Source organism: Thiomonas sp. TH-17 (assembly GCF_057473305.1).
Map to the genome: position 1 here is coordinate 1 of NZ_JBYCKI010000282.1, position 13,261 is coordinate 13,261.

A 13,261-nucleotide genomic window follows, 5' to 3' on the forward strand; every position below is an offset into this window, starting at 1 on the left:
AAACGCAGACTCCCACCCCGCGGGGCGCATCCCGCAAAGAGGCCGCGGTCGCCGAGGTGAGTCCCGCCGAGGTGCGTCCCGTTGTGGACGCGCCGCGCGGCAAGGCCCGTCGTGCGGTGGCAGAAGAAGGGGTTGCTGTGGAGGTCAAGGCGGCCAAGGCAGCGACAAAGCCCACCGCATCGGTTACCAGCCCAGCGCCCAAGCGGGGTCGTCCGCCCAAGGCGAGCGCTGTGACGGTCGAGGCCGAGACGCCTGCCGCGCGCCGTGGCCGCAAGAGCAAGGTGGAAGAGTCGGCCGATGATTTGCCGGAAGACCTGAGTGAAGAGGTGGAGGCAGTCGATCTCGCTGCCGAAGTCGAGGTGGTGGAAGAAGTGGCCGCCGCGCCCGTGCCCAAGACGCGCAAGGCCTCGCGCGCCCGTGAGAAGCAACTGCTCAAGGAGTTCGGCTATGACGACTCCAACATCACCGATGAGGAACTGGGGCGTCGGCGCGCGCGACTCAAGAGCCTGATCAAGATGGGCAAGACCCGCGGGTTCCTGACCTACGGGGAAATCAACGATCACATTCCGGACAATCTGGCCGATCCCGAGTTGATGGAAACCATTGTTTCCATGCTCAACGATGTGGGTATCGCGGTGTACGAAACCACGCCCGATGCGCAGACCCTGCTGCTCAACCAGCATGGGCCGACCGCGTCGAGCGAAGAGGAAGCCGAGGAGGAGGCCGAAGCGGCGCTGTCCAACGTCGACGCTGAATTCGGCCGCACCACCGACCCGGTTCGCATGTATATGCGCGAAATGGGCACCGTCGAGCTGCTCACGCGTGAAGGCGAAATCGTCATCGCCAAGCGCATCGAAGATGGCCTGCGCCAGATGATGCTGGCCATTTCCGCTTCGCCGTCGACTGTGGCCGAGATTCTGGCCATGGCGGCGCGTATTCATCACGGCGAATTGCCGGTCGATGAAGTGGTGGACGGCATGGTGTCGGACGACGAATCCGACGACTATGTGGCCGAAGAAGACGTCGACTACTCGCTGGACGAGAGCGGTGAAGAAGACGAAGACGGCGGCGCCGGCGCCACCTCCATGAAGCTCGAAGAACTCAAGGGCAAAGCCTTGGAGGCCTTTGCCGACGTGCATGACGCCTTCATGAAAATGCGCCGCGCCTACGACAAGGACGGCTACCGTTCTGCCAGCTACCTGAAGGCGCAGGAGGCGATTTCCGCCGCGCTGATGGAAGTGCGCTTCACCGCGCGAACCGTCGAGAAGCTCTGCAATCTGCTGCGTGCGCAGGTGGATGAAGTGCGCCGCTATGAGCGCGAGATCCGGCGCTATGCGGTCGATCGCTGCGGCATGCCGCAGGAGGAGTTCATCAAGTCCTTCCCCGGTCATCAGCTCGATCTGAAGTGGGTGGACAAGCATGTGGCCTCTGGCAAGTCGTATTCCGTCATCCTCAGCCGCAATGTGCCGGCCATCAAAGAGCTGCAGCAAAAGCTTCTCGACATCCAGACCCGGGTGGTGGTGCCGCTCGACGACCTCAAGGAAATCAACACCCAGATGAGCCTGGGCGAGCAGGCCGCGCGCGAAGCCAAGCGCGAAATGATCGAGGCCAACCTTCGACTGGTCATCTCCATCGCAAAGAAATACACCAATCGCGGCCTGCAGTTCCTCGACCTGATTCAGGAGGGCAACGTCGGCCTGATGAAGGCGGTGGACAAATTCGAATACCGCCGCGGCTACAAGTTCTCGACCTACGCCACCTGGTGGATCCGTCAGGCCATTACGCGCTCGATCGCCGATCAGGCGCGCACCATCCGGATTCCGGTGCACATGATCGAGACCATCAACAAGGTCAACCGCATCTCGCGCCAGCATCTGCAGGAGACGGGCACCGAACCCGACGCCGCCGTGCTGGCCGAGAAGATGGAAATGCCCGAGGACAAGGTGCGCAAGATCCTCAAGATCGCGCGCGAGCCGATCTCCATGGAAACGCCCATTGGCGACGACGACGATTCGCACCTGGGCGATTTCATCGAAGACTCGGGCACGCTGGCGCCGACCGAGGCGGCCATGCAGGCGGGTTTGCGCGACGTGGTCAAGGAGATTCTCGATTCGCTCACGCCGCGCGAAGCCAAGGTGCTGCGCATGCGCTTCGGCATCGAGATGGCCAACGACCACACGCTCGAAGAAGTGGGCAAGCAGTTCGACGTCACCCGCGAGCGCATCCGCCAGATCGAGGCCAAGGCGCTGCGCAAGCTCAAGCATCCCACCCGTTCCGACAAACTGCGCAGCTTTCTCGACACGCTTTGATCCGCGCGCGCCTGCCCGCCACACGGCGGACAGGCGCACACGCTAGACTTCGGGCATGACCAACGCGCGAAAAACGGCTGTCCGCACCATCGTGTTTGCCGATGTCGTCGGCAGCACGGCATTGTTCCAATCTCTTGGCAATACCGAAGCCACGGCGCTGGTCACACAGGTCGTGTCGAACATGGCCCGCAGCTTCAAGGCGGCGGGTGGCGATGTGGTGAAAACGCTGGGGGACGGCATACTCGCCACCTTCGAGCACAACACCCCAGCGCTCAACGCCTGCATCGACATTCAGCGCACCTGCTCCACCTCGGGCGCGGTCGATGCCAGTGGCGCCCGGCAAAAACTACCTCTCAAGATCGGCATCGCCCGTGGCGTGGTCGTGCTGGCGCCGGGCGATTGTTTTGGCGATCCGGTCAATGCGGCCTCGCGCCTGTCCGACTCCGCTGGAACCGGTCAAATTCTCATCGGCGACGCCGTGATGGAAGCGCTGCCGCTGGAGTTGCTGGCCCGCCTGCGCAGCCTCGGCGCTATTTTTCTGCGCGGCTACGACGTGCCGGTTCCGGTGCATCAGGTCGATTGGGAAGCGCAGGTCGACATGGGCCAGACCATGCCGCAAGTGCCCTCGCGCATCGACTACAGCAGCCAGTTGCTCAATCTCGCCTGGCTCGATACCAGCGTGGACTATGCCGCCGATCAGATGCCCATCGTGATCGGGCGCACGACCGGTGCGGACTTCCCGGTCAACGACCTGCGGGTATCGCGTCAACACGCGCGCATCGACTGGCGCGGCAGCTATTTCATGCTGACTGACCTCAGCAGTAACGGCACCTGGGTGCGCTACACGGGCAATGACACCACGCTGGCGCTGCGGCGCAACGAGTGCGTGCTGCATGGCCAAGGCGAAATCACCCTTGGCGCCAAGCCGTCCGACCCGACCGCGCCCACGGTGATGTTCCAGATCCATCCTCACTGAACTCAGGTTCTCATGCCCTTGTCCGACCCCACGGCGTATTCGCACGGCTCCGCACCACAAACGGCTATCCTCCTCGTCAATCTGGGCACGCCCGATGCGCCGACGGCATCGGCCTTGCGCCGCTACCTCGGTGAGTTTCTCAGCGACCCTCGGGTGGTCGAAATTCCCAAGCCGGTTTGGTGGTTGATCCTCAACGGCATCATTCTGCCGGTTCGCTCCTCCAAATCCGCCGCCAAGTACGCCTCGGTCTGGACCGAGCGCGGCTCGCCCCTGCAGTCGGGCACGGCCGACCTTGCGCAGGCTGTTGCCGCCGAAATGACTCGGCTTGGTCATCATGTGCAAGTGCGTTATGCCATGCGCTATGGCAACCCGTCTGTGGCCAGTGTGCTCGACGAGATGGCCAGGCAAAACGTCACCCGCATCCTGCTGGTGCCGCTCTATCCGCAATATTGCGCGGCAACCACGGCCTCCACGCTGGACGCAGTGACGGCCTGGATGCGGCGCAGCCGACGCATGCCCGAACTCCGGGTGCTCAATCACTTTCACGACGAGCCGCTTTACATCGAGGCCCTGGCGCGAAAAATCGAGGCGTACTGGCAGCAACAGGGTCGGCCGGACAAATTCGTGATGAGCTTTCACGGCATGCCGGCGCGCACGCTCAAGCTGGGCGATCCGTACCACTGCGAGTGCCACAAGACGGCACGCCTGCTCGCCGAACGCCTGGGGTTGGCAGCTGCTGATTACGCGGTGACGTTTCAGTCGCGCTTCGGCAAGCAAGAGTGGTTGCAGCCCTACACCGAACCCACCCTACGCCAACTGGCCAAAGAGGGTGTGGCTCGGGTTGATGTGACCTGTCCGGGCTTCAGCGTCGATTGCCTCGAAACGCTGGAAGAAATCGCCATGGAGGGCAAAGACGCCTTCCTGTCCAGCGGCGGCAAGGTCTTTCATTACATCGACTGCCTGAACGCCGAGACGCACTGGGCGCAGGGTTTCAGCAGTCTGCTGGCCTCTCATCTGCAAGGGTGGAACACGGCCGTGGCCGCCGATCCCGAACAACTCGCGCAGACTCGCGAACGGGCCAAGGCCGTGGGTGCGGAAAATCTGTGAGTTCTCAAGGAAACGCAGGGCCGCCCCAAGTTTCCTTGACCCCCATGGGGGGCGGGCTGGGCGTAGCCCGGCCCTGGGGGCGCTTAGAGGGTTGAATCGCGGGGCGTCGAGTGCGCCTCCCGCCAGAACTGCACCAGCAGCCCTGCGCCAAGCCCGATCACGCCTATTGCCAAGAGGTAGAGCACCAGTTCAGCCAGAGACATCTTCTCTCTCCTTCAAGAGTGCCAAAAGCGCACAAGTCTTGAAGAGTGAGTGCTCAACACGAGCGGACAGTTCCGTGGGATTGCGGGCGGAGCACGTCGCGCATGTGACCAAAGTTTTCTCGGCGCGGGCGGTCGCAGCCCTGCCCAGGGGCTCTCAGTAATCTTCGTCGGCGCTGGTGAGGTACCACTGCGCCTGCTCGAGCGCCTGGGCTTGTTCTGGCGTCATGGTGCAGAACACGTTGCGGGCATCACGCGCCAACATGCCCAGTTGATGCAATTTGCTCAGCATGTTGGCAGGGCCGAGAAATTCAAACGATACGCTGCTGCGACCGTCGGCGTAGGCGTCGCGAAACAGGGTGTCAAAGAGCAGATTCAGGCTGTCCGGATGTTCTGGGTGGCAGAGCAGATCGCGCACATGCAACACCTTGCCGACGACCTCACAGACGGCATAGCCGATGAGCCCGTCGTTTTTGGCGCTCAAGGTCAGGAAGCGGAATTTTCTCCAGGGCTTCGACTCGAAACGCCAGGCTAGGTAACGGCGATCACGCAAGCCGATGAGCAAGGCGGGGTCTTTCTGCACGCCCCACAGCACGTCGAAGCGGGCATCGGGCTGGTCCATCCATTGAGTCCGCCGGCCATGAAAGTCGTGGGCGTACCGGGTTCTGCGCAGGGTATGCCGCCACCAGTCTGCGGTGTGCCCCACGGCACGGCGCACCAGGTGGGGGATTTGCGCAGGCAGATAGTTGGCACTGCGCAGCACGCGAACGTAGCGCACCATGCGCCCCGCCACCTTGTAGCCCAGGCGCTTGACCACAGGTTCTGACTTCGGGTTGGGGAAGCCGTAGATCAGTCCGCACTGCGGCAAAAAACGATCGCGCAGTGACGTTTGCAGCAGCATCGCCGGATACAGCGTGCGATGTTCCGCCGTCACGCCGAAGTCAGCCAGAAGTCCCGCGTTCAAGGCTTGGCCAGCCAGACGCATCTGCCGGGTTGCAAGGCCGATGACGCCCACAGCCTCGCCGTTTTCGGAAGGAGAATGGGCCAGCAGCACCTGCGGAAAACCAGCGGGGTTGCGCAGGTAGAACCAGTCGTATTTGTCCTGTCGGCGCTCGGGGTGTCCGAGATTACTCACCCAGAGCGACACGATGGTGCTGCGATCGGTCTGCAGATCGGCGGGCAACGCGGCGTAACTGGACGGTGCTGCGGTCATGGAGGAGCGCGGGTTTGAGAAGGGTTAGCGCCGGATGAACTGGTCGTGCAGAAGCAGGGTGGAGAGCATGCCGACAAAGGCCATATTGTCACCAAAGCCGATGACTTTTCCGGCGCGCGCCTTGTCGAACAGGCGAATCGCCGCCTGCGGGTCGAAGTAGCCAGCATCTTTGAGGCGCGCCGCGCTGAACAGGTCGGCCACGTAATCGACGGGTTCGCCGTTGTGAAAAAAACTTTGACTGTCTGGGGCGCGGTAAGGTTGCTTGGTGCGATGGCGCAGCGCGTCGGGCAGCAGGCCGTCCATACTGCGTTTGAGCAGGTATTTCTCCACCAAGCCCATGAGTTTGTAGCGCGGAGGGAGTTGGCTGGCGAAGGCAATCAGCCGGTGATCGAGAAACGGAAAGCGGGTCTCGATGGACTGCGCCATGGCCATGCGATCGCCCTGCGAACACAGCAGATAGCCCGACATCAGCGTGTGCGCCTCGATGTACTGATCCTGGCACAACGGCTCCCAGCGCGAGATGTCGGCGGGGAGTTGCGCGGCGATGGTGGCGATGGGGTCGGCCGCAGTGGCTGCGGCGCGCCACTGCGGCGACAGAAAGCCGGTGATGCGCCGCGTGGTGGTCCAGCGCGGCAGGTGGGCGAACCAGGGCTCGCGGAAATGCGCTTCGCCCTCGCGGAAAAAACGTTCGGTCATCGCGCGCCCGGCGGCCGGTGAGTGCTTGAGATAGGGGTAGAGGCGTTCGAGCAGACGGGGGCGCCAGCGCGACGCAGGCTGCCTGGCCATGAAGCGGCGCACCCGCGCCTCTTTGAACAGGTCGTAGCCGCCGAAGACTTCGTCGGCGCCTTCGCCAGTGAGCGCCACCTTGTAGCCCGCCGCGCGCACCCCGGCGGCCAGCAGCATCATGGGTGCGGGGGCCGTGCGCACGATGGGCGTCTCAGTGTGGGCGATGGCGCGCGGAAAGGCGGCGGCGATGTCGGCGCGGGTGCAGTGCACCGTGGTGTGATCGGTGCCCAGGTGGCGCACGAGTTGCTGCTGCCAGGGGCTTTCGTCGAATTCGGCATCGTCGAAAGTGAGGGAAAAAGTGCGCAGCGGCGTGTCGGTGTAGTGGCGGATCAGGGTGGTGACGATGGACGAATCGAGGCCGCCGCTGAGGTAGGCGGCCACGGGTACATCGGCGCGCAGTTGCAGCCGCACGGCGTCGATCAGCAGGTCGCGCAGCTCGTCGGCACAGGCGGCGGCCGAGCGGTCGTCTTCGATCGGGGCTGGGGGAAAGCTCCAATCCCAATAGCGGCGCGTCTGCGTGCCGCATGCATCGACCGACATCACATGGCCGGGCGGCAGCGATTCGATACCTTCGAACACAGCGTGCGGCGGCAGGGGCGCCCAGTAGGTGAAGACTTCGCCCAGTGCCTGGGCGTCGAGGCGGCGCGGCACTTCGGGCAGGGCGAACAAGGCCTTGACCTCAGAGCCAAAGGCCAGACCGCCCGGCACGCGAGTGTGAAACAGCGGCCGGATGCCGGTGCGGTCGCGCGCCAGCAGCAGGCGCTGACGCGGCACGTCCCACAGGGCGAAGGCGAACTGGCCGTTGAGCTGATCGACCAGCGCGTCGCCGTGGTCTTCATACAGGTGCACCAGCACTTCGGTATCGGACTGCGTGGCGAAGCGATGGCCGCGGCGCTGCAGCTCGGCGCGCAGCTCGATGTAATTGAAAATCTCGCCGTTGAAGACTACCCACACCGTGCCGTCTTCGTTGCACATCGGCTGGTCGCCGCCGGACAGGTCGATGATGCTCAGGCGGGCGTGGGCCAGACCGATCGGCCCTTTGTTGTAGAACCCCTGCTGATCTGGCCCGCGGTGATGCAGCTGGCCGATCATCGCGGCGAGCTGCGCGGGGTCGATGGGCGCGTTCCAGTTCAGACGTCCGGCGATGCCGCACATGGTCGTTTTCAGCCGCCGATGTAAGACATCTCAACCCTGCGTTCAGCGCGCTGGGCCAGGCCTGCTGCCGTGCCGCGCAGCAGGGAATAGCGGTCATCGCGCGCCGTCCAGACCTGCGCCAGCGCGGCGCGCAGCTGCTCGTCGCTGACCGGGGCCAAGCCGCTGCGCGGATTGCCGCGCAGCAGGGCGCGCACGTCGTGGCCGTGGGTGGCGAACAGGCAGAGGTAGAGCTTGCCTTCCATCGACAGCCGGGCGCGGTTGCAGTCGCCACAAAAGGCGCGGGTCACGCTGGAAATCACGCCGATCTCACCTGCGCCGTCGTCGTAGGCCCAGCGCTGGGCGGTTTCGCCGGCGCTGTGCGGCTCCAGCGGGTGTAGCGCATGGACGGCGTGAATGCGGTCGATAACCTGCTGCGACGGCAGCACTTCGTCCATGCGCCAGCCGTTGGTGTTGCCCACATCCATGTATTCGATGAAACGCAGCACCACGCCGGTGCCGCGGAAATGTTCTGCCATCGGCAGAATCTGCGCGTCGTTGGTGCCGCGCTTGACCACCATGTTCACCTTCACAGGCCCGAGGCCAGCGGCCAGGGCGGCGTCAATGCCCCGCAGCACCTCGGCCACGGGGAAGTCGACATCGTTCATCTGACGGAAGGCGGCATCATCCAGCGCGTCAAGGCTGACGGTGACACGGTCGAGCCCCGCTTCCTTGAGCAAGGTCGCCTTGCGGGCGAGGATGGAGCCGTTGGTCGTCAGCGTCAGTTCGGGCGGCAGGCCCTCTGGGGTGCGCAGGCCGTGCAGCATGTCCACCAGTCGTTCGAGGTTTTTGCGCAGCAGCGGTTCGCCGCCGGTGAGCCGGATTTTGCGCACGCCCAGAGCCATGAAAACCCGGGCTGCGCGGGTGATTTCCTCGAAGCTCAGCAGATCGGCATGTGGCAGGAATTCATAGTGCTTGTCGAAAATCTCTTTCGGCATGCAGTAAGTGCAGCGAAAGTTGCAGCGATCAGTCACCGAGATCCGCAAATCGTGCAGTGGGCGGTGAAAGCGGTCGGTCGGCTGCTGCGACGCGCTGCCGGTGTCGGGAGGGACGGACGGCACGCTTGCAGCGTAATGATGGTCGACGATGGGAATGATGCGTTCGGACATATCGCCATTATCGACAAAGCGGGCGGACGCCGCGCTGTTTCGGCCCCCGGGCCTGCTCACATCACGGAGATTCGCAAGGCCAGGGCGAAGGTGGCGAGCAGCATGCCGAGCACCGCGCCGACGAGGACATCGGAGAGGTAATGCAGCCCCAGAATCAGCCGCGATGCAGCGATCAACAGGGCAAACGGCACGGCGATCCAGCCCAGTATCGGGGCGAAAAACAGGATCTGCAGGGTGAAGTTCACCGCATGCAGGGTGTGGCCGGAAGGAAAGCTGAACTGATCGAGCGGAGGTTCGCTGAGCACGATGCGATGGCAATGTTCGCTCGGGCGCGGACGGGCTGCCAGGCGCTTGATCGACCAGTACAGGCCGGTGCCGATGAACGTAGTCACGATCATCCAGAGGATCGGCGAGATCGCCTCGCGCCTGTCAAGCAAGAGCAGCAAGGACAGAATGACCGCCCAGCCCCAGCCGTTGCCAAGGCGGCTGATGGCGGAAAAGAGGCGGCGCACCCAGGCCTGCCGACTCAAACGGTTGGCCGCGAGGGTCAAACCTTCTTCCCAATGCAGATAACGCTGAAGCAGGCTGGGCTGTCGCTGTTGCATGGTTGAGCTGGGTGCGGTTGTGGGGTGCGTGAAGCGTGACCGGATTGTTGCACTGCAGGCTTAGCCGTGGCCGAGCCGACCGGCATCTCGGCTGCCTCTACCATTGTGTCATCAGCGCAAGGCAGTCGGCCAGGAATCGGCGGGCAGCCTGCTGCGCTTTCTTCTCAAGGATAGACATGGCATACACCATCGAACTTTCGGGCCGCGTTGCCCTGGTCACCGGGGCATCGAGCGGGCTCGGCTGGCGATTTGCCGAGGTGCTGGCGCAAGCAGGAGCCGCCGTGGTGCTCAGCGGTCGGCGCATGGAGCGGCTCAAGGAACTGCGGGCCCGCATCGAAGGGCAGGGGGGCGATGCTCATGTGGTCGAACTCGATGTGACCGATACCGCCAGCATCCGCGCGGCGGTGGCGCATGCCGAGACCGAGATGGGGCCGATCGACATTCTGGTGAACAACGCGGGCATTTCCGCGCAGCAAAAGCTGCTCGACGCCACGCCGGAAGATTTCGATGACGTTTTCGGCACCAATGTGCGCGGTGCATTTTTTGTGGCGCAGGAAGTAGCGCGGCGCATGGTGGCGCGTTCGCTGGGCGTGACGCCGGGTACCTGGGCTGGCGGGCGCATCATCAACCTGGCCTCGGTGGCCGGGCTGCGGGTGATGCCCAAGCTGGGCGTCTATGCCATGAGCAAGGCCGCCGTGATTCACATGACGCGGGCGATGGCGGTGGAGTGGGGCAAGTACGGCATCAATGTCAACGCCATCTGTCCCGGTTATATCGATACCGAGATGAACCACCATCACTGGCAGACCGAGGCGGGCCAGCGTCTGATGCAGATGCTGCCGCGCAAACGTCTGGGCAAGCCCGAAGACCTCGACGCCATGCTGGTCATGCTCGCCAGTGGGCAAAGCAGCCTGGTCAACGGCGCCATCCTGACGGCTGACGATGGCTTTGGCATTTGAGGAAAAGCCGGATGCGATTCGAAATCCCTGAACAAAAAAAACTGGTCCACACCCTGACCCTGCCGATACGCTGGGGCGATATGGATGCGATGGGCCATGTGAACAACACGATCTATTTCCGCTACATGGAAATCATCCGCCTGGAGTGGCTGCGCGAAACCGGCGTGCCCGCCAATCCCGAAGGGCTGGGGCCGGTGATCGTCAACGCGTTCTGCAATTTTCAGATCGAATTGAAGTATCCGGGCGAGGTGCTGGCGCGGCTCTACACCACCGATGTGGGGCGTACCAGCTTCGACACCTACACCTTGCTCAGCCGCACCGACGATCCCGAAACGATCTACGCCAGCGGCGGTTCGCGCGTGGTCTGGGTGGATTTTCCGCGGCGCAAGAGCGCGCCCTTGCCCGATAGGCTGCGAGAGTTGCTCACGCAGAACACCACTTCAAAGCACGCCTGACATCTATTCGAGAGATTGCGTCATGCCAGATTCCGAAACCAACCAGCCGCTGTGGTCGCCCTCGTCGCAGCGCATTGCCGCTTCGCACGTCGAGGCATTTCGTCATTGGGTGAATGAGCGCCACGGCCTGCAGTTGCAGACTTACCAAGACTTGCTCGATTGGTCGGTTGCCGAGCCGGCCCAGTTCTGGGATGCGGTGTGGGAGACCTCCGGCGTGATCGCAGAGCACAAAGGCGAGCGGGTGCTGATCGATGCCGACCGCATGCCCGGCGCGCGATTTTTCCCGGATGCCCGCCTCAACTTCGCCCAGAACCTGCTGCAGCGCAATGACGATGCCATTGCGCTGCATTTCTGGGGCGAAGATCAGGTGCAACGCCGCCTGAGCTGGCGCGAATTGCACGCCGAAGTCTCCCGGCTGCAGCAAGCCTTGAAGCAGTGTGGCGTCCAGCCCGGAGACCGGGTTGCGGCCTATATGCCCAATATGCCCGAGACGGTGATTGCCATGCTCGCGGCGACCAGCCTGGGCGCCACCTTCACGTCCGCCTCGCCCGACTTTGGGGTGCAAGGCGTGCTCGATCGTTTCGGCCAGACCCTGCCCAAGGTGCTGATTGCCTGTGACGGCTATTTCTACAACGGCAAAACCTTTTCCAACCTCGACAAGCTCGCCGAGCTGGTTCCGCAATTGCCTTCGCTGGTGAAGACCGTCGTCGTCCCCTATGTGGCGCAGGCGCGCGGGCAAAGCTTGAGCGTTGCGCCGATTGCCGGCGCTCAGGTGTGGGAGGATGCGCTCGCGCCATTCACCCCGCAGGCGGTGCAATACGCGGCGCAGCCCTTCGATCATCCGGTCTACATCCTGTATTCGAGCGGCACCACCGGGGCGCCGAAATGCATCGTGCACCGCGCCGGCGGGGTGCTGCTCAAGCATCTGGCCGAGATGCGGCTGCAGGTCGATATTCATCCCGAAGACCGCGTGTTCTTCTTCACCACTTGCGGCTGGATGATGTGGAACTGGCTGATGTCTGCGCTCAGCCAGGGGGCGACGGTTTGCCTTTACGACGGCTCGCCCGGTGTGCGCGACAACGCCATTTTGTTCGACTACGCCGATGCGGTGGGCTTCACGCACCTCGGCACCTCGGCCAAGTTCATCGAGGCGTTGGGCAAGTCGGGCATCGCGCCGATGCATACGCACCGCCTCGCCGATCTTCGCACCCTCATGTCAACCGGCTCGCCGCTGGCGCCCGAGGGCTTCGACTACGTCTACGGCAAGGTGAAGGCCGACATCTGCCTCAGTTCCCTGTCAGGTGGCACCGATCTGGTGGCCTGTTTCATCGCCGGGTCGCCCATGAACCCCGTCTGGCGCGGTGAGATTCAGGCCTGTGCCTTGGGCATGGCCGTGATCGTGGCGGGTGACGACGGCAAACCCTTGGCGGACGGGCAAAAAGGCGAGTTGGTCTGCACCAAGCCCTTTCCCTCCATGCCGCTGGGTTTTCTGGTGGACGGCAGTCTGGAAAAAGGCGTCCAGAAATACTTTGAGTCCTATTTCGCGCAGTTCCCGAATGTGTGGTGGCATGGCGACTACATTCAGCGCACGCCGCACGGCGGCTACATCATTTTTGGCCGCTCGGATGCAACGCTCAATCCCGGCGGCGTGCGTATCGGCACGGCGGAGATTTACCGCCAGGTCGAGCGCATCGACGCGGTGCTCGAATCGATCGTGATCGGCCAGAACTGGCCACCCGGCACTTACGGCGATGTGCGCGTGGTGCTGTTCGTGCGTCTGCGCGACGGCGTGGTGCTCGACGAGGCGCTGATCGACGCGATCAAGCGCCAGATTCGCAACAACACCACGCCGCGCCATGTGCCCGCGCGGATCGTTCAGGTCCACGACATTCCGCGCACCAAGAGCAACAAAATCGTGGAAATCGCGGTGCGCAACCTGATCCACGGCGATGCGGTGAAGAACCTCTCGGCGCTGGCCAATCCCGAGGCGCTCGACGAATACCGCGCCCTGCGTGCGGAACTTGAACGAGCTTGAATGCTTGCGCTAACCGCTAAGTCCTGCGCCGCAAGGTGCAGGTGCGGCTGATCCAGAGCTTGCGCAACGGCGTCAGGCTGATGCGCTGGTGCAGCACGGCAAAGTCGGCCCGTTCGATTTCGTTCAGCAGCGCGTCCGACATGGCGCCCAGCGCCAGCAGAGGCGCGGTCTGCGCGGCAGGGTAGGGTGTCAGCGCGCCGCGAGCGGTGTTCAAAGCCGCGCGGGCCAGCGTGGTTTGTTCCTGCAGCAGGGTGCGAATGGGCGGGCTGACCACGCGCTGCTGCAAGTCCACCGCCTTGACGCCGTGCCGCTGCAG

The 13,261-nt window shown here is 63.7% G+C and carries 11 protein-coding genes; 6 read left to right on the forward strand and 5 right to left on the reverse strand.

What is annotated here, in order from left to right:
* Positions 1-56 precede the first annotated feature (56 nt).
* Genes rpoD through hemH form a run of 3 tightly spaced genes read left to right on the forward strand, consistent with a single transcriptional unit; the run spans position 57 to position 4,392 of the window.
* Positions 57-2,309: an RNA polymerase sigma factor RpoD gene (rpoD, locus tag AC2VLV_RS15830; protein WP_486990902.1), complete on the forward strand. Its 2,253-nt coding sequence runs from the start codon at positions 57-59 to the stop codon at positions 2,307-2,309.
* Between the two features lie 55 nt (positions 2,310-2,364).
* Positions 2,365-3,285 carry an adenylate/guanylate cyclase domain-containing protein gene (locus AC2VLV_RS15835; protein WP_486990892.1) on the forward strand — a complete coding sequence of 307 codons (921 nt, stop codon included), beginning with the start codon at positions 2,365-2,367 and terminating at the stop codon, positions 3,283-3,285.
* A gap of 12 nt (positions 3,286-3,297) precedes the next feature.
* Positions 3,298-4,392, forward strand: a complete 1,095-nt coding sequence (gene hemH / locus AC2VLV_RS15840) for a ferrochelatase (RefSeq protein ID WP_486990893.1) — start codon at positions 3,298-3,300, stop codon at positions 4,390-4,392.
* Between the two features lie 357 nt (positions 4,393-4,749).
* Here hemH and AC2VLV_RS15845 read toward each other — a convergent pair whose 3' ends face one another.
* Genes AC2VLV_RS15845 through AC2VLV_RS15860 form a run of 4 tightly spaced genes read right to left on the reverse strand, consistent with a single transcriptional unit; the run spans position 4,750 to position 9,496 of the window.
* Positions 4,750-5,805, reverse strand: coding sequence for a GNAT family protein (locus tag AC2VLV_RS15845; RefSeq protein WP_486990894.1), 1,056 nt, complete (start codon positions 5,803-5,805; stop codon positions 4,750-4,752).
* Positions 5,806-5,829: 24 nt separating this feature from the next.
* Positions 5,830-7,746 carry an asparagine synthase (glutamine-hydrolyzing) gene (gene asnB, locus AC2VLV_RS15850; RefSeq protein ID WP_486990895.1) on the reverse strand — a complete coding sequence of 639 codons (1,917 nt, stop codon included), beginning with the start codon at positions 7,744-7,746 and terminating at the stop codon, positions 5,830-5,832.
* A gap of 8 nt (positions 7,747-7,754) precedes the next feature.
* Positions 7,755-8,891 carry a GTP 3',8-cyclase MoaA gene (gene moaA / locus AC2VLV_RS15855; protein ID WP_486990896.1) on the reverse strand — a complete coding sequence of 379 codons (1,137 nt, stop codon included), beginning with the start codon at positions 8,889-8,891 and terminating at the stop codon, positions 7,755-7,757.
* 56 nt (positions 8,892-8,947) lie between these two features.
* The gene (locus AC2VLV_RS15860) at positions 8,948-9,496 is read right to left on the reverse strand and encodes a phosphatase PAP2 family protein (protein ID WP_486990897.1); all 549 of its coding nucleotides are present in this window, start codon (positions 9,494-9,496) and stop codon (positions 8,948-8,950) included.
* A gap of 176 nt (positions 9,497-9,672) precedes the next feature.
* On the opposite strand from AC2VLV_RS15860, the gene AC2VLV_RS15865 reads away from it, so the two are divergent.
* Genes AC2VLV_RS15865 through AC2VLV_RS15875 form a run of 3 tightly spaced genes read left to right on the forward strand, consistent with a single transcriptional unit; the run spans position 9,673 to position 12,945 of the window.
* The gene (locus AC2VLV_RS15865; protein WP_486990898.1) at positions 9,673-10,455 is read left to right on the forward strand and encodes an SDR family oxidoreductase; all 783 of its coding nucleotides are present in this window, start codon (positions 9,673-9,675) and stop codon (positions 10,453-10,455) included.
* An 11-nt stretch (positions 10,456-10,466) separates the two neighbouring features.
* Positions 10,467-10,910, forward strand: a complete 444-nt coding sequence (locus AC2VLV_RS15870) for an acyl-CoA thioesterase (protein WP_486990899.1) — start codon at positions 10,467-10,469, stop codon at positions 10,908-10,910.
* A gap of 22 nt (positions 10,911-10,932) precedes the next feature.
* Entirely contained in the window at positions 10,933-12,945 is a 2,013-nt protein-coding gene (locus tag AC2VLV_RS15875; protein ID WP_486990900.1) for an acetoacetate--CoA ligase, read from the forward strand.
* A 16-nt stretch (positions 12,946-12,961) separates the two neighbouring features.
* Here AC2VLV_RS15875 and AC2VLV_RS15880 read toward each other — a convergent pair.
* The coding region (locus AC2VLV_RS15880; protein ID WP_486990901.1) for a squalene/phytoene synthase family protein at positions 12,962-13,261 on the reverse strand (300 nt) is incomplete at its 5' end.

What these genes read in the sequence shown, in the direction of transcription:
- AC2VLV_RS15835 (WP_486990892.1), top strand. Translation starts at nt 2,365, where the DNA reads ATGACCAACGCGCGAAAAACGGCTGTCCGCACCATCGTGTTTGCCGAT.
- hemH (WP_486990893.1), top strand. Translation starts at nt 3,298, where the DNA reads ATGCCCTTGTCCGACCCCACGGCGTATTCGCACGGCTCCGCACCACAA.
- AC2VLV_RS15845 (WP_486990894.1), bottom strand. Translation starts at nt 5,805, where the DNA reads ATGACCGCAGCACCGTCCAGTTACGCCGCGTTGCCCGCCGATCTGCAG.
- asnB (WP_486990895.1), bottom strand. Translation starts at nt 7,746, where the DNA reads ATGTGCGGCATCGCCGGACGTCTGAACTGGAACGCGCCCATCGACCCC.
- moaA (WP_486990896.1), bottom strand. Translation starts at nt 8,891, where the DNA reads ATGTCCGAACGCATCATTCCCATCGTCGACCATCATTACGCTGCAAGC.
- AC2VLV_RS15860 (WP_486990897.1), bottom strand. Translation starts at nt 9,496, where the DNA reads ATGCAACAGCGACAGCCCAGCCTGCTTCAGCGTTATCTGCATTGGGAA.
- AC2VLV_RS15865 (WP_486990898.1), top strand. Translation starts at nt 9,673, where the DNA reads ATGGCATACACCATCGAACTTTCGGGCCGCGTTGCCCTGGTCACCGGG.
- AC2VLV_RS15870 (WP_486990899.1), top strand. Translation starts at nt 10,467, where the DNA reads ATGCGATTCGAAATCCCTGAACAAAAAAAACTGGTCCACACCCTGACC.
- AC2VLV_RS15875 (WP_486990900.1), top strand. Translation starts at nt 10,933, where the DNA reads ATGCCAGATTCCGAAACCAACCAGCCGCTGTGGTCGCCCTCGTCGCAG.